This is a genomic window from Lactobacillus intestinalis, assembly GCF_024397795.1.
GTDB lineage: Bacteria > Bacillota > Bacilli > Lactobacillales > Lactobacillaceae > Lactobacillus > Lactobacillus intestinalis.
Window position 1 is genome coordinate 1426416 of sequence record NZ_CP072983.1, and the last position, 17232, is coordinate 1443647.

The following is a 17232-nucleotide window of genomic DNA, read 5'->3' on the forward strand; positions in this document are numbered from 1 at the left end:
TCCTTTGATAAACACAAACTTTGTACAAATCCATTGTATTATGTAAGCTGTTTCATAGCAAGGAAATAGCTAATTTAATTAATACAAGTATATTTATTTTATATAAAAAATCACATTTTTGTTTCTATGCGATGCTTATCCAAATGAACAATTTTATCAAACATCGATTTTTCTTTTTCTGAAATTTTATGGGCTACTTCAATAACAGCGATTTTTGGATTTTCAAGTAAAGTTTTATGAATTGCTAAGGATAAATTAGGATCTAACGCACTAGTAGCTTCATCAGCTAACAAAATTGGTCTTTGGGACAAAAGTGCGCGTGCAATCTCAACCCGCTGAATCTGTCCTCCAGATAAATTATTCCCACCTTCGCCGACATTGCTATCTAGGCCATGTTCTTTTACCAAATCTTCTAAGCCAGCTTCTTTAATTGCTGCTTGTAATTCTTTATCACTTACTTTTCTACCCAACGTGATATTAAAGCGCAAAGTATCATCAAACATAAATGGCTTTTGATTCACATAGGAATAAAAATTATGAGCCTTTTCCCAGTTGCCTGAAACATTTTTCCGATTGATGATAATCTCTCCATTTTTCGGCTTTTTTAATCCTAACATTAATCTTAAAAGGGTTGTTTTTCCCCAACCGCTTGGAGCCATCAAGAGAACCTTTTCACCAGGCTGAACATCCAAGTTTACATTTTCAAAAATCCGTTTTTTATCTTTATGCGTTACATAAGATAAATCCCGAATTTGCATCCCTTCAAAATCACCTGGAATATGCTTATTATGCTTAAACGTATAGTTGAGAGCCTTCTTAGTTTTTTCCCACATTGGAACTGTAGATTTAACTTGATTAAATTCATTAAAAAGCGTTACAACTGGCGTTATGAAGTTCATTGCCAAGTCAACCATCATTACCAGCGTTCCCACTTCTAATTGGCCTTGCATCATTAAAATACCGCCAATTGTACATGGAATTATAAAACAAAACAATTCAGCAGCAGAATAAATTAATTCCAATGCCCACGCTTGAGTTAAGGACATTTTTCTCAAAGCATTTTCCATATTGCGAGCAGCGTTAATAGCACGGCTCACTATATCTTCTTGGACATTATATAATTTAGCTGATTGAGCTCCGTTTAAAGAGTCAGAAACATTCTGGGTATAAATTGCATTCTTGGCTGCCCAAATTTTTGATTTTTTGGTAATAACCGAACTGGTAATCATTTGAATTAAGGCTGGCACAATCATTGCCACTACAAAAACTACAGTCATTTGCCAAGAAGAATAAAAAGCAAAACTAATTGCACCAATAAAAGTCAATCCTTGTAAAATCATATCCAATTGAGCATTTACACGATTTGTTTCAATCTGTTTTAAATCATTAGTCAATAAAGATAATCCATTTTTGATATCTGGATTACCCTGATCTACTAAATAAGTTAGATTCGCTCTCTTAAAAACCATATTTACGTCTCGAACAATAGTCATTTTAACCGTTTCATATACAAAATTACTTGCCATAAAACATAATTGACCAAGTCCAGTTAAAATTGCCAAACGAACTAGATGCATGTAATCATGCGATCCCGAAGAAGCAACATTAAGCATAATTTTGATCATATAAGCAACAAAGACAATATTACAGGCTTTAATTGCTGCCAAAATTGTAAACAACACAACTTGGCTTTTTTTCGCATATTTTAAACTCATAAAAACTGCTTTTTCCCTTCAAACTTATTACTGGAAACATTATACGCGAAAAGGTAGCAACTTCTCAAATTAGCTAGATATCAACGAATGATGTAGAATGGAAAGAAATGTTGAAAAGGAGTTTGAAAATGAAGACAGGTACTAAAATTATTACTCTAGACAACGGTTATCATCTTTGGACTAATACTCAAGGTGAAGGTGACATTCATTTACTCGCTCTTCACGGCGGTCCTGGCGGTAATCACGAATACTGGGAAGATACTGCAGCACAATTGAAGAAGCAAGGTCTTAATGTTCAAGTTACCATGTATGACCAATTAGGTTCTTTATATTCAGATCAACCTGATTATTCTGATCCAGAAATTGCCAAGAAATACCTAACTTATGAATACTTTTTAGATGAAGTTGACGAAGTTCGAGAAAAATTAGGCTTAGACAATTTCTATTTAATTGGTCAAAGTTGGGGTGGCTTGTTAGTTCAAGAATATGCTGTAAAATACGGTCAGCACTTAAAGGGTGCTATCATTTCTTCAATGGTTGATGAAATTGACGAATACGTAGAATCTGTAAACCGTCGCCGTCAAGAAGTTCTTCCACAAAGTGAAATTGATTTCATGCATAAATGTGAAGAAAATAATGACTACGATAACAAACGTTACCAAGATGACGTTCAAATTTTAAACATTAACTTTGTCGATAGAAAGCAGCCTTCAAAGCTTTACCACTTAAAGGATATTGGTGGCAGTGATGTTTACCATGCATTCCAAGGTGACAATGAATTTGTCATTACTGGGAAACTTAAAGATTGGCACTTTAGAGATCAATTAAAGAACATTAAGGTTCCAACTCTTTTAACTTTTGGTGAACAAGAAACAATGCCAATTTCTACTGCTAAAATTATGCAAAAAGAAATTCCAAATTCTCGTTTAGTAACTACACCAGATGGTGGTCATCACCACATGGTTGATAATCCAGATGTTTATTATAAACACTTAGCCGACTTTATCCGTGAAGTTGAAAATGGTAGTTTCAAAGGTGAATAACCAATAAAATAGCCCCTAGATTTTTTTGGAATCTAGAGGCTATTTTTTGATCCAAATTCTAATAAATTGTAAGTTTATTTAAGCTTAAATTTTCATCAGTAATAGTATATTTTTTCAACTCAAAATCAGTAGCATAATTACAATAATATGTCTTCGTTTTTGATGAATAGCAAGCTGTGTAAACCGTATATTCATCTTTTCCTTGATTATTAATGACGCTTCCTTTTACCATAGCGACTGACTTCAAAATATTAAAGAATTTTGCCACATTCGCAGTTTCACCTTTTTGAGTAGGATAATTTGCATTCAAATATGCTACTTTGGCAAATCGAGAAGCAGGAATACTATCGCCCGGTAAACCCAAGCTACCAGTACCAACGCCCCATGGCATAACCTCTTGGCCATTCCAATTTTGAAGCGTAGCATCATGAGGACTCAAGCCAGTATAATTTCCTAAATTAGTTACTTGCCAATTAAAATCTGGACTATTAGTTAAAACGCCTAACTTATCTTCAAAAACTTTCATCCCATATTGTTTAGAAACTTCTACAACTATTGCTTCTTCATTATCACTGATAATCCAGTGAAGAGGAGCAACTGCAAAATCTGAATTAATAGCTTCACTGACTAAGTTTACATTTTTCAAAGCTTCCTTTACTTCTTTAACTGTAGTAAAGTTTTGCGTTACCCAAAGCATAATCTCATAAGAGGCTAAATTAATTTTTCCATTCACTGGTTCTTTACTAAATTGGGCATAATGAGGGAAGTTTAAACCAGCTATTCCCAAGCCATCTTCATTAAAGCAATCAAAATAAGAAGGATAACCATCTACTACGATACCCATCCCAATAACAGCTTTGCTAGTCTTGGTATCAGCTAGAAATTTATATGGTAAAGGATAATTACGTGGCGTAACGATTACTTTTTCACCATAATCTTGGCCCACATCAAGATTTCTACCAAAATACAAATTTCCTTGATCATCTGTAAATCTTAAACCTGTACACATTTTTAATTCTCCTTAACTTTAGCTTTTTGATTTTGATGTTTAGCAATATAAACTCTTTGAATTTTCTTAATCCTAATTACTGAAATGACTAAAAGTACAAAGCCCACAATTACAAAGGCCATCATGAAGTACCATGCCACTGTAAAACTCGCTTTTCCTTTAATTATTCCAAATAATGGTGCACCAATAGCAAATCCAATCGCATAGGCTAGACCTACATACCCTAACATTACTCCTTGATCTTTAGCACCAAACAAATCTTTTGCCATGAATGCTGGGCCAGACATATAGCTAAATACGGCCAAACCACAAAAAATTGAATAAGCTATTCCGGCTACTTTGCTCACATGGGAACCATATGGTTGCAAACTTACAAAGATCATCATGGCAATAGATAAAACATACATGCATCCCGCATATGTCATAGATTTAGCTGTACCAAATTTATCAAATAAGATTCCACCGGATACATTACCAATTAAACAACCAACTCCATACATGGATCCTATTAGACCAACATCTGTTAATGATAATTTAGTATCAAGAAAAGCGGCATAATCTTCATTTAAAGAAGCTAGACCTAAACCAATAATTAGAAAGCCCAAACTAAAAATCCAAAACCATTTCATTTTTAAAACTTGCTTACCGCTCCAGCCTTGGAATTCTTCTGCTTTTGCCTTTTCTTGGGCGGCTTTACTTTCTTTCAATTCTTGTTCGCTAACCACAATTTCATTCTTTTTAGGCGTTCTAATAAATATTGCAATAATTACACCTACAACTAGCAGTGCAATCGCAAAAATAAAGAAAGGAGCCATCGAAGTTAGATGGCCAGTTTTAGTATTACCAGTCATAAAGTGCTTTAAGATTGCTTGAGTAGCAGGTTGCAAAAAGATATTACCAATCGAACCACCACAAAAGGCAACTCCTAAGGCAGCCCCACGACCTTTTGCAGGAAACCAGTGATTAATTACCCAAGGAACACCTTGTCCAGAATAAAATGTTGAACCAATCATACAAATGATAGCTGCAATATAGAATTCTGGTAGTTTTGTACTAATTCCAAAAATTACGTAGGCAACTGCTGAAAGACCAATACCGATTAAGTACATTACCCTAAAATTTATCTTTTCAAGACCTTTACCAATAAATGGAGATGCGACAGATGCCGCAATAGCACCAAATGTAAAAATCAAGGTATAAGAAGCGAGCGTAAAATGGAATGTATTAACTAACGGGTGGACAAAAAGTGGTTGAATATTTTGAGCAATACCATAAGGAATGGCTTGAGTAAGCATACAAAGAAATACCATAAAGTACTTATATGCTTTGCTGACAGTTTTTTCATTACTTGCACTAGCCATGACAAACACCTCTTTCTAAATAATCTTATTTATCTAAAACAATTTCAGGCTTATCTGCTACCATTTGCTTTTGAATATCTTTAATTCTGATTGCAGCAATTACTAGCAATATGAAGCCAATCGTTACAAAACCAATAGTGAAGCACCAAGCAATCGTAAAATTGGTAATTCCTTTTATTACACCAAAGAGAGGTGCACCAATAGCAAATCCAATCGCATAAGCTAAACTAATGTATCCCAAGTTAACTCCTTGTGCTTTTGAACCAAATAAGCTTTTAGCCATAAATGCTGGACCAGACATATAGCTAAATACTGATAGGCCACTTGTAATAGCCCAACCCATACCAGCATACAAACTTATCCTACTGTCATAGGGATGAAATGAAATAAAGATCATCATCAAAATCGAAATAATTAACATAATTCCAGCATAAGTCATTGATTTAGCTGTACCGAACTTATCGAATAAATATCCTCCAGAGATATTTCCGACAATACCCGCTACACCAAAAACAGATCCAATAATTCCTACTTCAGTCAGTGATAATTTAGTATCTAAAAAGGCCGCATAATCTTCATTTAAAGAAGCTAACCCTAAGCCAATAATCATGAAGCCAATACTAAAAATCCAGAACCATTTCATCTTTAAAACTTGTTTACCTGTCCAACCTTGAAATTCGTGAGCAGCTTTTTCATGAGCTACTTTTTTATTCTCTTTAACTTCATCTTTAGATGCTAAAGCTTCAGTTGGCTTAGGTACTCGAATGAATGCTGCGATTATTAATCCGGCAATTAATAAGATAGCTGCAAAAATAAAGAACGGCGCCATCGAAGTTAAATGACCAGTCTTAGTATTACCAGTCATAAAATGCTTCAATATTTCCTGGGTAATAGGTTGAAGAAAAATATCACCAATTGACCCACCACAAAAGGCAAGTCCTAATGCAACGCCACGACCCTTTAAAGGAAACCAGTGATTAATTACCCATGGAACACCTTGACCAGAATAGAACGTTGAACCTACCATACATACTATCCCAGCTATATAAAATCCTGGCAGTTTCGTACTTATCCCAAAAATGACATAGGCACCAGCTGACAAAACAATACCAATGATATATAGAAGTTTAAAGTTTACTTTTTGTAATGCTTTTCCGACAAAAGGTGAAACTATTGAACCAACTACAGCACCAAAAGTAAAAATTAATGTATAAGAAGCTAATGTAAAATGAAAAGTATTAACTAATGGGTGTACAAATAAAGGCTGTATTAACTGAGCAACTCCATAAGGGATAGCTTGAGTTAACATACACAGAAACACCATAAAATATTTATAGCCTTTACTTACAACTTTTTTATTTGTTGAAAGGTTATCAGCCATAGCGATACATCTCTCTTTCAAGTCCAAAATATATTATTGTATGCACTTTCAGTATTCAACAAATATTTAGTAATCACAAATAAAACGGCTTATTATATTATAATTATTAATTTCAAATTATTAAGAAAAGACTAAACCGATTTAAATACTATCTAAATTTTAGATTTATATATGATTTACATGTATAATTATGTGTATACAAGTAAGCGATTTTACGTAGATATAGGAGAATGTATTATGTCAAAAATAACAACTTTTGGAAAAGTAACAGCTTCAATTGCTTTAGCATCCCTTATGCTAGCTGGATGTAGTTCAAACAATGATTCCTCCCAAAGCAATTCTTCCACTAAAAATAGTTCTAAGGTAAGTTCCACTAAAAGCCAAACTAAAAAAGCAGTAAAAGAAAATACTACTAAGCTTAAAACTCAAGAAATTAACTTAAGTCAGTCTGAAGCTTTAAATAAGTTCAATGAACAATTTAAAGACAAAAAAATCAAAGAAATTGACTTAGAACTTGAAAATAATAAGTATATTTACAAAATTGATGGCTTTGACATGAATAAAGAATATACAGTTAATATCGATGCTAATTCTGGAAAGATTTTAAATACTCATTCCGAGAAACTTGATTTAGACGAACATTTACAAAAAGGAATTAACCTAGATAAAACTATTAGTCGTGAAGAAGCAAGTAAAATTGCTGAAAAACATGCTACAGGTACTAGCCAAGAATGGAAGTTAGAACAGGACAATAATCAAACCATTTGGGAAGTTAAGGTCGTTAGTGCTAACAAAGAAACCGATGTTAAAATTGATGCAATTAATAAGAAAGTATTACATGTTGAAAAAGACTAAAGAAAAAAGCTCCAAAATGGAGCTTTTTTAGTTAATCTAATTTTTTAGCTAAAATATAATCAATTTGTGGGTCTTCTCCCACTTGAAATACATGCTGTCCCACCCTAGTGAAGCCATCTTTTTTATAAAACTTTTGAGCAATTAAATTATTTTCATAAACTCCTAGCCACATATAATCATAATTTTCTTTACGAGCAATTTCTTCAGCTAATTTAATTAAAACAAGTCCTAATCCTTGATGTTGAAACTTTTGTCTCAAATAAATCCGTTCTACTTCCAGAGCGTTGGGTTTTACGTTTTCAGTTTGGGCAGAATTGACATTCACTTTTAGATAACCGGCCACTTCGTCTTTTACCATCAAAAAGAAAAAGCGACTATCAGAATTATTAATCTGAGCGAGCAATTTTTCCGTAGCATAATCTTCTTTTAAGAATCGTGCCATATCCGCAGGTGCAGTATATTCATCAAAGGTAGCCTTAAAAGTTTCCCGGGAAATAGCTTGCAGTTCTTTTACATCATTTTCTGTTACATCTTTAATTGTATATTCCACCATCAATATTCTCTCTTTCCACCATTTTTAACAAAATGCCAATTTTGATCTACATTTTGTTCAACTTTACTGAGTAATTTATTTAACTGCTTTCTCTCACTTTGATCCAGTCCTCTTAATGCCATCTGATTCGAGAAACTATTCTCTTTTTCAATTACTTGAGCTAACTCTTTTCCCTTTTCAGTTACAAATAAATGCCGAATCTTTTTATTATTAGGATCTGACTTCTTCACTACCAATTCTTGTCTCTCTAATTTTTGAATGCTCCGAGCTACTGTTGTTCTATCCATACTCAAAATTTCTGCAATACGATCCGAAATCATTCCGGGATTTTCATAAATTCTTACTAAGTATAAATATTGACCTCGAGTGAGTTTAATCTGCTTGAATTCAATGTTGGCAATTGAATCCAGAGCCCTTGAAATTGTGCCAATTTTTCTTAAAGTATCTTTTTCCATAACTAACCTCACTTATCAAAGTTTAATATATTTTTGTTGTAAATACAACAAAAATATAATGATAGCAGTTCTCTTATGAATAGGGTAATATTAAGAAGAGGAGGAAAAATTTATGGAAAATAATACTATATTCTTAATCTCAGTTTTTTTAGTGATGTTAATTGCCTTAGAACATATTGTAATCTGTGGCTTGGAAATCTTTGCATCCCCAGAAAAGCAAGCCAATATGTTTGATATGCCCCTGGAATATGTTAAAAAACAGGAAACTCGCATTTCTATGGCTAATCAAGGAATTTACAATGGAATGTTGGGAATCACTATCTTACTTTCTTATTTTGTATTTTCAAATAATCCTGCCGTCTTAATTCACGTTTGGCAATTATTAATGCTTTTCATCATTGTCGTAGGAGCTTTTGGTGGATTCACTGCTACCAAGAAAATATTTTTTGTTCAAATGCTACCTGCTTTAATTGCTTTAATTTTACTCTTTCTTTAGAGCATATTAGTGGAAGTTTCCTATTAATTCTAGATATAATACAGCTTATAGAAAGTGTATTAGATTTAGAATTGAGAGTAATATGAAAAAAGCACTAATTATAATTACAAGTTTAATCATTGGAATTGCAATTGGACTTACTATCAAGGAATTTTTGCCCGCTACTCATTCTTATCCGGTTAAAAAAGAAAAAATTTCTTCTATTCATAAAGTTTCTACCAATACAGCTCAAGAAGAAGCTCCGATTATTAAAATTAGTCAAAATCGAGCAATTAAAGACTTTCACCGTCTGTACCCTAACACTAAAGTTACAGAGATCAAATTAACCATCCAACATCAAAGCTATATTTACGATATTGTTGGTTATGATACTAAAAAAGATTGCACTATAAAAATTAATGCCAGTACTGGCGAAATCTTAGGGCAATCTACTTTAAGAAATGAAGATCAGGGAGTGGACACCGAAGAAGATACTTTACAAATCAACAAGCTCGTATCTAGGAAAGAAGCTAGCCAAATTGCAATCCAAAAAGTTGGGGGTGGAGAGGCTCGAGAATGGACTTTAGCCGTTACCCCCTCTCATACCAACCCTATTTGGACGGTAAAAATTATTGACCATAATGAAGTTACAAAAGTTAAAATTGATGCTCTTTCAAAAGAGATAATAAACAACTAAAAAGACGAGATCCTTGTGGATCTCGTCTTTTTAGTTTATCTAGATTGGCTATCAGCACGTGATTTGTAAGTACCTTCCGCAGTATTAATAACCAACTTTTCGCCTTCTTTAATAAAGTCAGGAACTTGAACAACTAAACCAGTTTCCATAGTAGCTGGCTTACCACCACCAGCAGCAGTAGCGCCCTTAATTTCAGGTTGAGTTTCTTGAACAGTCAATTCAACAGTGGCTGGCAAATTAACGCCGATCAATTCAGTATCATTTACGAATTCCAAATCTACGTTAGTATTTGGAATAAGGTATAACTTGTCATCACCTAATTGGTCTGCAGAAACTTCATATTGGTCATAAGTTGCAGTATCCATAAAGGTATAAATATCACCTTCGCTATAAAGAAATTGAGCTGGCTTCTTAACCAATTCAACTAAATCTACCTTTTCAGTTGGACGCATAGTTTTGTGAACTACCGCACCACTTTTAACATCGCGCAAATCCATTTGCATAACGGTGTTACCCTTACCAGGCTTGTGGTGGTTAGCCTTTAAAACCATAATTAATTTGCCTTCTTGACTGAAGACCATTCCTTTTTTCAAATTAATTGCTTGTACCATTTTTTAATCTCCTTCATCACAAAACAACTTCTTTTAGCATGCCAAATTTTGCGCTGGAGGTAAAGCAAACTTTTTAATTAATAATAAATAAATCATGTTCATGATTTTATTATACCAAACTAAAAGTGACGCAGATAAATTTGATCAATTAAATGTCCAGTAGTTTTATGTAAAATCAAACTAGCTCGTTGTTTAGTCGGCGCAATATACTCTCTTAAATTAACTAGATTGATCATCTGCCAAGTTTCTTCGGCAAACTTAGTTGCTTCTTCACGAGGAGCATTCGCAAGCTCATAATAGTAATTATCTGGATCATTCTTATTCATATCCATTACTTTATAAAAACGCTGCATATACCATTTTTCAATTATGTTTTCCTCGGCATCAATATAAAGTGAAAAATCAAAGTAATCACTCGTCACTACTTGTCCTCCGCGAGGGAGCTGTAAAGTATTGATCCCCTCGATAATTAAAATATCAGGATTTTGAACATGACCATATTTCCCAGGAACTATATCGCTTAATTCTTGCGAATAAAGTGGATATACAATATCATCTTTGCCACTCAAGACATCTTTTAAAAAATCGGTCAACAAGGCCATATCATAACTTTCCGGAAAGCCTTTACGTGACATCAGGTTTTTTCTTTTCAATTCAGCATTAGGATAAATAAAACCATCGGTAGTCATTAGATGCACTTTTAATTCTGGATAAGTTCTACTAAGCAATAGTTGTAGAAGTCGTGCAGTAGTAGATTTACCGACCGCTACCGATCCAGAAATCCCAATAATAAAAGGTGCAGGTTTTAGATCCCTATGCAAAAATTCTCTTTGTTTTGCTTGACCGCTTCGCTTTTCTTTATATACTAGATGCAAATAACTAATTAAAGTGGTGTAAATTTCATGCACATCCGTTAAATCAACTACATCCCCCAAAGATTTAATATTGGCTAACTCTTCCTGAGTAATCTCAACTTTATTTTTGGGAGCAAGTTTTGCCCATTCATCTCGATTAAAAGCTGTGTAATTCTTCATAATTTTTCCTCTTTGTTAATTCTTATTTTATTATAAAAGAAAGGAGAAAAAATATGAAAAAAATAGTTTTATTCGGAGATTCACTTTTTAATGGTTTTACTAACCATCAAAACACTACTATCGTTACCGATTTATTCAAAGCCGCTTTACCAAATACAAATATCGATAATATTTCTAAAAGTGGAGCAACAACTGTTGAGGGACTGGACTACATTCATCAAATTGATCCAGGAGCTGATCTAGTAGTCATCGAATATGGCACCAATGATTCTTCAACTGGTTGGGGACTCAGTTTAGAAAACTACCAATATAATCTGCTCTCTATGATTAATCAAATTGGAAAGAAGCGCGTAATCGTAGTTGGTCCAAGTTTCCCTGATCCTAATAATGTCGAAATCAATCAATTTTATCCAGCAGATCATCTAAATGCCTTTAACCAAGTAGCAAAAACTTGTGCTGAGCTTAATAATGCTCCATTCGTAGATTTAATTGCTAGTTTTAAAAAGCAAAAAGACATCTCCCTACTTTATCAAGCAGATGGTCAACACCTTACTGCAAGAGGAAATGCCTTCTTAGTTAATTCCATTGTACCAAGTATTAAGAAAAAACTTAATCTTAAGTAGGATCGTTATCCTACTTTTTTAGTTTGTAATACATCATTACATGCTTGACGTCACCTTCATCAAAGATGTCGCCTTCGGTTTCATAGCCAAGATAATCATAAAATGGCTTCGCTTGCATTTGTGCATGACAATAAACGCGATCGGCTCCTTGGCTTATCAAGAATTGGTGCACACTTTTCATCATTTTAGCCCCTAAGTGTTGGCCCCGGGTATCTTTATCTACAGCAACGCGTCCAAACATCCACTTGTCACCTTTCTTAAAGACGCGGCAAGTTGCCAAAGCACAAGTTTGATCATTATTTAATAAATAAACTTGAGTCGCAACTAGATCAGTATCATCTAGTTCGGGAAGAGTGATTTTTTGTTCCACTACAAATGAATTAATGCGTAATTTTTCTACACAAAAGAGTTCACGGCCGCTCATTTCGTCAACTTTTTTAAAAACGAATTCGTTTATCTTTTCCATTTTACTCCCCTAAATAATTGCTATTTTTGCCAAACCATTTTTCATTTAGTTCTTTTAATTTGCTATTTTTCTGCAAATTAATTAAACCTTGATTGATCTTTTTACGTAAAGTTTTATCCCCTTTACGCATCCCTACTGCAAACATATCAGCTGGGACTTTCGGATTTTCAATTACCCGATAATTTCCCTTAGTCATATGAGCAATGTAATAGTTGGCATAAACTTCATCAAGTAAAATTCCCTTAATTCTACCAGCATTCAAGTCCAAAAAAGAATTTGGAATTTGATCATAAAGAACAACATTTTTAGCATGGATAACGTTTTGCTTTCCTTCATACCACTGCTGCGCTGTCGAACCAGTTTGCATCCCTAAATCATAATTCTTCATCTGACTAAAATTATGAATAGGACTATTCTTCTTTACAACCAAAACTTGTTCATTGCGTAAATATGGGCGACTAAAGGCAACTTTTTCTTTTCTTTGGGGCGTTTCGCTATAACCATTCCAAATCAAATCAATTGTACCGTTGCGTAGCTCAGTAACATTCATTGACCAGTCAATTGTTTGAAAACTAACTTTGATTCCATATTGCTTAAACACTTCTCTGGCTAAATCAACGTCATATCCGGTAAGTTGGCCGTTCTTTTTCACAAATCCCATGGGAACAAAAGAATCGTCCAGCCCTATTACTACTTGCTTCTTTTTTTCAATTTTTGACCAAGTATCTTGAGTATTAGCTCTTTTTTGTACACTTTCACATCCCGTCAACCCTAACAAAAGAAAGGGGAGGATAATCATCCAAAATTTTTTCATAGGCTAGCCCTCATTTAACGGTTTTATCTTAAGTACCTGATCCGCCACATTTTTTGCAAAAGTTAAATCGTGAGTAATGATTAATTGCGTCAAACCTGTTTTTTTCAAATTCAAGATCATTTTCTCTACTTCTTGACGCAAATTAGGATCAAGGGCACTTGTGGGTTCATCATAACAAAGAATTTTTGGTTTCATTGCTAAAGCACGTGCGATTGCGACCCGCTGTTTTTGTCCCCCAGATAACTGGAATGGATACTGATTTTCATGGCCATGCATTTGTAATTTTTCAAGCCAATCTTTAGCGTTTTGATCAGCTTCAGTATCACTTTCTTTTAAAACTAATCTTGGAGCGAGCGTTACATTTTGTAAAACGCTCAAATTAGGAAAAAGGTTGAAATCCTGAAAAACGACGCCCACTTTACCGCGGTCGTATTTTTTATTATCAATTAAAATTTCACCACTATTTTGAGTTTCAAGCCCCGCGATAATTCTAAGTAAAGTGGTTTTCCCGGCACCAGAAGGGCCAACAATCGTCATGATTTCACCGTCTTTTAAAGTAAAGGAAATACCCTTTAAAATCGGACGTCCATTAAATTCCTTGCATAAATTCTTAACTTCAAGCATTGCCATTCCTCCTTATCTGTAGTAACTAAAGTATTTTTCAATCTTCTTTTGAACAAAAGCACATAGACTAATTAAGAGTAAGTAAATTACTCCTACTAACACAAGCGGAACCAAAGTTACATCTCTTGCCATTGCTACATTCCCGGCTCTTAACAAATCTCCTAATCCAATGACATAAACCAGAGAGGAGTCTTTGATCAAATTAATAACTTCATTTCCAATTGATGGTAAAACAATTTTTATTACCTGGGGAATAATGATGTGAGTCATAGTTTGAAAACGACTAAGTCGTAAAACTTGCGCTGCTTCAAATTGACCTTCACTAATTGATTGCAATCCACCGCGAAAAATTTCTGCAAAGTAGGCAGCATAGTTAAGCACAAAAGCAAAAAGTGCAGCTTCATATCTTGGAAAAACAATCCCAATAATTGGTAAACCATAAAAAACAAAAATAAGTTGCAACAAAAGTGGTGTCCCACGCATAATCCAAACATAGAATTCTACCAGCCACTTTAAAGGTTTAATGTTGCTCATTTCCCCTAAAGAAACTAAAACTCCCAATGGCATCGCTAAAACCAGCGTCCAAAAGAAAACTTTCAATGTCATCCAAGTTCCAGCTAAAAGAGCCGGCATAATTTCACTAATATAATTCATCCTCGCACCTACTTTTCCTAATAAAAAAGTCCTCTTGGATTACTCCAAGAGGACGAAATATCCGTGGTTCCACCTCATTTTTATAGACAACTCACATCGTCTACCTCGGCAGGTTTATTAGCAAAAATAAAACCCTCCTAGGTCAAAGACCTAAGAGGGCGAAGAAATCCGCGGTTCCACCTCATTTTCACAATTAACTCACATTAATTGCCTTAATAAGTTTACTAATAAACCTTCAGCTGTAACGGGCTAAATCCCGGATCTCTCTACTGAGTTTCAAGAAACCAACTCACAGATGTGTTTTCATTTAAATTGCTATCTTATTTCCACCATCAAAGATTCTCTATCAGCGTCATCTAAATTACTTATTCTGCTCTACGTCTTTTATTTTCTAAAATGTTAACCGATGTTAATTTTTTTGTCAACATTATTTTTCAACATAAGTGTCAGAATCAACATCTAAAAGAGGGCTTTTTTCTCCAATATAAATAATGTCAAGTTCATACATCGCACGGGAGGTAATGGTATAAACTAGCTGGGTTTCATCAAGTTTATGATAATTTTCTTTTGATGCATCCCACATTACAACCGCATCAAATTCTAGTCCTTTAGCCAAGTAGGATGGCACCACTAAGGTTCCTGGGACGAGTCGCTGATTAGCAGTAGCAATCAAAGTAGCCTTTTCACCTTTTTGCTTGAGCTGTTCAGCCACTTGCTTAGCACTGGCTAAATCTTTCGTAATTACAGCTGTGGTGCGTTGACTTTTATTATTTTTGTCTAAAATCTTAACTAAAGCTTCAATTGCTTCTTGTTCATTGCTTCTTCCCCATAATGCAGGCTTGGGGCCACGACGATTAAAGGCTTCAATCTTTTCACCTTGTCGTAAAATCTGTTTAGTAAAATCGGTAATCTCCTTAGTTGACCGATATGACTTAGTAAGCTGAACCACATCAGTTTTCTTAGGATCAAATAAACCAGAAATTTGCTTTAACAAACTACGACTTTCATCTTTAGTAAAGATCGCCTGATTCAAATCACCCAGCATCGTGAATTTAGCACGTGGGAAATTATACTTTAAATAAGCAAGTTGAAATGGGGTGTAGTCTTGAATTTCATCAATGAAAGCATAGCGCATTTCATAATCAGTTCTACGACCAGTAATCAAGTCATACAAGTAAAGATAAGCAGAAACATCATTCATATAAATATGATGTTTCTTGAAGTTTTCCTTAACTTCTTCAATATGCTTTTGCCAATCTTCTTCAGAAATATTCCACTTAGAAAGGTCTGTCATCTTTGGAACTGCACGCAAAAAGCTTAAGTATTGAGCGCGCATGTTAATAAATTGATTATGATTAATTTTATTTGAAACAGGCTTGAGGGCCTTAACAACAATCTTTCGGCCTAAGAACTTTTCTTCTTCTTTTTCGGAATTGAATTCTTGATCGGGACGATCATACAATTCATTTAATTCATCTCGACTTAAACCTTCAATTGTCTGCATTACCCAATTCTTCTTAACTTCAGGAGCAATTTTACGATTGAGCATCTTAATTAATTCTTCACGCGTTGCATCAATTCTATTGGCTAATTTGTAGTTTTCATTGAAAGAATAGTAGATTTCTTTGATCTTTTCTTTATCAAAATATGGCTTTTTCTTATCACGGAAATAAATATTCTTAAAGATCATTCCACGTTTATTAAGATGCTTAGCATAACGCGTTACTAAGTTAAAAAAGTTGACAGAGTCTTTAAATGCACTAATATTAGTGTCAGAATTCTGATCTTCAAACTGTTTAAATAGACTTTCGACTTCCATTCCAGGCAAACGTCGTGAAACAAACTGCCAATAAGTCATTTGCACCATATTTTGTTCACCCATTTCAGGAAGAACATTCTTTATATAGTCATTGAACAGCTGATTAGGACTAAACATAATCACGTCACTAGAGGTCAAATTCCCACGATAACGATAAAGCAAATAAGCAATTCGTTGCAAAATGGCACTAGTTTTACCTGAACCAGCTGCCCCTTGAACAAATAATAAATCCGCACTTGTATTACGAATAATCTTATTTTGTTCTTGTTGGATCGTCGTTACAATCGACTTCATTTGGGTGCTAGACTTTTCCGATAAAACCTCTAAAAGCATTTGATCGCCAATTGATTCATTAGTATCAAACATGCTTTCAATTTTGCCATCCTTAATCATAAATTGGCGTTTTTTAGTCATATCGACGGTAATTTCACCTTCAGGTGAGTTATAAGACACTTCACCCAATTTGCCATCATAATAAATGGACGAAATAGGCGCACGCCAATCATAAATCAAAAAATGGTCATCGCGATCCGCAAAAGATCCTAGCCCAATATAGATAGTTTCTGCTTTTTTCTCGTTACTTTCCTTAAAATCAACCCGCGCAAAATAAGGCTTCTTTTTTAAGCGTTCAATAGTATCAAGTTGTTTAGCCGAATGTTGCCAAGCATGTTCACGTTCGCTTAAAAGCTGCTGTTGTTGATGAATGGAAAGCGCAGTTTCCATGGAGGTCGAATATCCATCATAATCAAGTTTTACATCATCAAAAAAATGTGAATTAATATCTCGAGCTTCACCTTCTGCAGACTTAATAGAGCTCTTTAATTCCTTTTCTTTATCATTAATTAAGTCCAAAACGTGATCAAGATGCTGTTGTTCACGTTGTTTTTCACTAATTTCTTTAGTCATTTAGTCACCTATTTCTATAGAAAACTTACATTCTATTTTATCACGAAGTCAACTTATTTCGAGAATTTGATGCTTTCGCTAAATAAATGTAAGTAAAAGTTCATGAAAAATTTACCTTTTTTACTTATAATCTGTAA

General features: G+C 34.2%; 18 protein-coding genes and 1 other annotated feature. Of the genes, 5 read left to right on the top strand and 13 right to left on the bottom strand.

The window, feature by feature from the left end:
• Positions 1-110: 110 nt before the first annotated feature.
• Positions 111-1715 (bottom strand): ATP-binding cassette domain-containing protein, encoded by a 1605-nt coding sequence (locus KBW87_RS06790; RefSeq protein WP_057811661.1) that lies wholly within the window; start codon positions 1713-1715, stop codon positions 111-113.
• A 128-nt stretch (positions 1716-1843) separates the two neighbouring features.
• On the opposite strand from KBW87_RS06790, the gene KBW87_RS06795 reads away from it, so the two are divergent.
• Positions 1844-2758: a prolyl aminopeptidase gene (locus tag KBW87_RS06795; RefSeq protein WP_057811659.1), complete on the top strand. Its 915-nt coding sequence runs from the start codon at positions 1844-1846 to the stop codon at positions 2756-2758.
• 58 nt (positions 2759-2816) lie between these two features.
• Here the strand turns inward: KBW87_RS06795 and bsh are convergent, their stop codons facing one another.
• From bsh to KBW87_RS06810, 3 genes are read right to left on the bottom strand one after another with little or no spacing between them, the layout of a single operon-like run.
• Positions 2817-3767, bottom strand: coding sequence for a choloylglycine hydrolase (bsh, locus tag KBW87_RS06800; protein ID WP_057811657.1), 951 nt, complete (start codon positions 3765-3767; stop codon positions 2817-2819).
• A gap of 2 nt (positions 3768-3769) precedes the next feature.
• Entirely contained in the window at positions 3770-5128 is a 1359-nt protein-coding gene (locus KBW87_RS06805; RefSeq protein ID WP_057811656.1) for a conjugated bile salt MFS transporter, read from the bottom strand.
• Positions 5129-5153: 25 nt separating this feature from the next.
• Complete coding sequence (locus KBW87_RS06810; RefSeq protein WP_057811654.1) at positions 5154-6509, bottom strand: conjugated bile salt MFS transporter; 1356 nt, start codon at positions 6507-6509, stop codon at positions 5154-5156.
• 237 nt (positions 6510-6746) lie between these two features.
• Here KBW87_RS06810 and KBW87_RS06815 point away from each other — a divergent pair, with 237 nt between their 5' ends.
• The gene (locus tag KBW87_RS06815) at positions 6747-7364 is read left to right on the top strand and encodes a PepSY domain-containing protein (RefSeq protein WP_057811651.1); all 618 of its coding nucleotides are present in this window, start codon (positions 6747-6749) and stop codon (positions 7362-7364) included.
• A gap of 31 nt (positions 7365-7395) precedes the next feature.
• On the opposite strand, the gene KBW87_RS06820 is transcribed toward KBW87_RS06815, so the two are convergent.
• Positions 7396-7914 carry a GNAT family N-acetyltransferase gene (locus tag KBW87_RS06820; RefSeq protein WP_057811720.1) on the bottom strand — a complete coding sequence of 173 codons (519 nt, stop codon included), beginning with the start codon at positions 7912-7914 and terminating at the stop codon, positions 7396-7398.
• A 2-nt stretch (positions 7915-7916) separates the two neighbouring features.
• Entirely contained in the window at positions 7917-8372 is a 456-nt protein-coding gene (locus KBW87_RS06825) for a MarR family winged helix-turn-helix transcriptional regulator (RefSeq protein WP_057811649.1), read from the bottom strand.
• Positions 8373-8484: 112 nt separating this feature from the next.
• Here KBW87_RS06825 and KBW87_RS06830 point away from each other — a divergent pair, with 112 nt between their 5' ends.
• Entirely contained in the window at positions 8485-8868 is a 384-nt protein-coding gene (locus KBW87_RS06830; RefSeq protein ID WP_057811647.1) for a DUF1304 domain-containing protein, read from the top strand.
• An 82-nt stretch (positions 8869-8950) separates the two neighbouring features.
• Positions 8951-9544, top strand: a complete 594-nt coding sequence (locus KBW87_RS06835) for a PepSY domain-containing protein (protein WP_057811645.1) — start codon at positions 8951-8953, stop codon at positions 9542-9544.
• Positions 9545-9579: 35 nt separating this feature from the next.
• Here the strand turns inward: KBW87_RS06835 and efp are convergent, their stop codons facing one another.
• Both efp and coaA read right to left on the bottom strand, forming a co-directional pair.
• A complete protein-coding gene (gene efp, locus KBW87_RS06840; protein ID WP_057811643.1) occupies positions 9580-10155 on the bottom strand; it encodes an elongation factor P in 576 nt (191 codons plus the stop codon).
• Between the two features lie 119 nt (positions 10156-10274).
• On the bottom strand, positions 10275-11189 hold the full coding sequence (coaA, locus tag KBW87_RS06845; protein WP_057811641.1) for a type I pantothenate kinase: 915 nt from the start codon (positions 11187-11189) through the stop codon (positions 10275-10277).
• Positions 11190-11242: 53 nt separating this feature from the next.
• On the opposite strand from coaA, the gene KBW87_RS06850 reads away from it, so the two are divergent.
• Positions 11243-11812: an SGNH/GDSL hydrolase family protein gene (locus KBW87_RS06850; RefSeq protein ID WP_057811639.1), complete on the top strand. Its 570-nt coding sequence runs from the start codon at positions 11243-11245 to the stop codon at positions 11810-11812.
• Positions 11813-11822: 10 nt separating this feature from the next.
• On the opposite strand, the gene KBW87_RS06855 is transcribed toward KBW87_RS06850, so the two are convergent.
• From KBW87_RS06855 to helD, 5 genes are all read right to left on the bottom strand, one after another.
• On the bottom strand, positions 11823-12278 hold the full coding sequence (locus KBW87_RS06855) for a GNAT family N-acetyltransferase (protein ID WP_057811637.1): 456 nt from the start codon (positions 12276-12278) through the stop codon (positions 11823-11825).
• Between the two features lies 1 nt (position 12279).
• Positions 12280-13092 (bottom strand): amino acid ABC transporter substrate-binding protein, encoded by an 813-nt coding sequence (locus KBW87_RS06860; RefSeq protein WP_057811636.1) that lies wholly within the window; start codon positions 13090-13092, stop codon positions 12280-12282.
• A gap of 3 nt (positions 13093-13095) precedes the next feature.
• Positions 13096-13716 (bottom strand): amino acid ABC transporter ATP-binding protein, encoded by a 621-nt coding sequence (locus KBW87_RS06865; protein WP_057811634.1) that lies wholly within the window; start codon positions 13714-13716, stop codon positions 13096-13098.
• A 12-nt stretch (positions 13717-13728) separates the two neighbouring features.
• Entirely contained in the window at positions 13729-14370 is a 642-nt protein-coding gene (locus KBW87_RS06870) for an amino acid ABC transporter permease (protein WP_057811632.1), read from the bottom strand.
• Between the two features lie 151 nt (positions 14371-14521).
• Positions 14522-14757: a binding site (T-box leader), on the bottom strand.
• Positions 14758-14797: 40 nt separating this feature from the next.
• Positions 14798-17095, bottom strand: a complete 2298-nt coding sequence (gene helD / locus KBW87_RS06875) for an RNA polymerase recycling motor HelD (protein ID WP_057811630.1) — start codon at positions 17093-17095, stop codon at positions 14798-14800.
• Positions 17096-17232: the final 137 nt, after the last annotated feature.

Coding starts and splice junctions, on each gene's coding strand:
- KBW87_RS06855 (WP_057811637.1), bottom strand. CDS start 12,278: ATGGAAAAGATAAACGAATTCGTTTTTAAAAAAGTTGACGAAATGAGC.
- KBW87_RS06805 (WP_057811656.1), bottom strand. CDS start 5,128: ATGGCTAGTGCAAGTAATGAAAAAACTGTCAGCAAAGCATATAAGTAC.
- KBW87_RS06810 (WP_057811654.1), bottom strand. CDS start 6,509: ATGGCTGATAACCTTTCAACAAATAAAAAAGTTGTAAGTAAAGGCTAT.
- helD (WP_057811630.1), bottom strand. CDS start 17,095: ATGACTAAAGAAATTAGTGAAAAACAACGTGAACAACAGCATCTTGAT.
- KBW87_RS06815 (WP_057811651.1), top strand. CDS start 6,747: ATGTCAAAAATAACAACTTTTGGAAAAGTAACAGCTTCAATTGCTTTA.
- bsh (WP_057811657.1), bottom strand. CDS start 3,767: ATGTGTACAGGTTTAAGATTTACAGATGATCAAGGAAATTTGTATTTT.
- KBW87_RS06790 (WP_057811661.1), bottom strand. CDS start 1,715: ATGAGTTTAAAATATGCGAAAAAAAGCCAAGTTGTGTTGTTTACAATT.
- KBW87_RS06850 (WP_057811639.1), top strand. CDS start 11,243: ATGAAAAAAATAGTTTTATTCGGAGATTCACTTTTTAATGGTTTTACT.
- coaA (WP_057811641.1), bottom strand. CDS start 11,189: ATGAAGAATTACACAGCTTTTAATCGAGATGAATGGGCAAAACTTGCT.
- KBW87_RS06860 (WP_057811636.1), bottom strand. CDS start 13,092: ATGAAAAAATTTTGGATGATTATCCTCCCCTTTCTTTTGTTAGGGTTG.
- KBW87_RS06870 (WP_057811632.1), bottom strand. CDS start 14,370: ATGAATTATATTAGTGAAATTATGCCGGCTCTTTTAGCTGGAACTTGG.
- KBW87_RS06825 (WP_057811649.1), bottom strand. CDS start 8,372: ATGGAAAAAGATACTTTAAGAAAAATTGGCACAATTTCAAGGGCTCTG.
- KBW87_RS06835 (WP_057811645.1), top strand. CDS start 8,951: ATGAAAAAAGCACTAATTATAATTACAAGTTTAATCATTGGAATTGCA.
- efp (WP_057811643.1), bottom strand. CDS start 10,155: ATGGTACAAGCAATTAATTTGAAAAAAGGAATGGTCTTCAGTCAAGAA.
- KBW87_RS06795 (WP_057811659.1), top strand. CDS start 1,844: ATGAAGACAGGTACTAAAATTATTACTCTAGACAACGGTTATCATCTT.
- KBW87_RS06830 (WP_057811647.1), top strand. CDS start 8,485: ATGGAAAATAATACTATATTCTTAATCTCAGTTTTTTTAGTGATGTTA.
- KBW87_RS06865 (WP_057811634.1), bottom strand. CDS start 13,716: ATGCTTGAAGTTAAGAATTTATGCAAGGAATTTAATGGACGTCCGATT.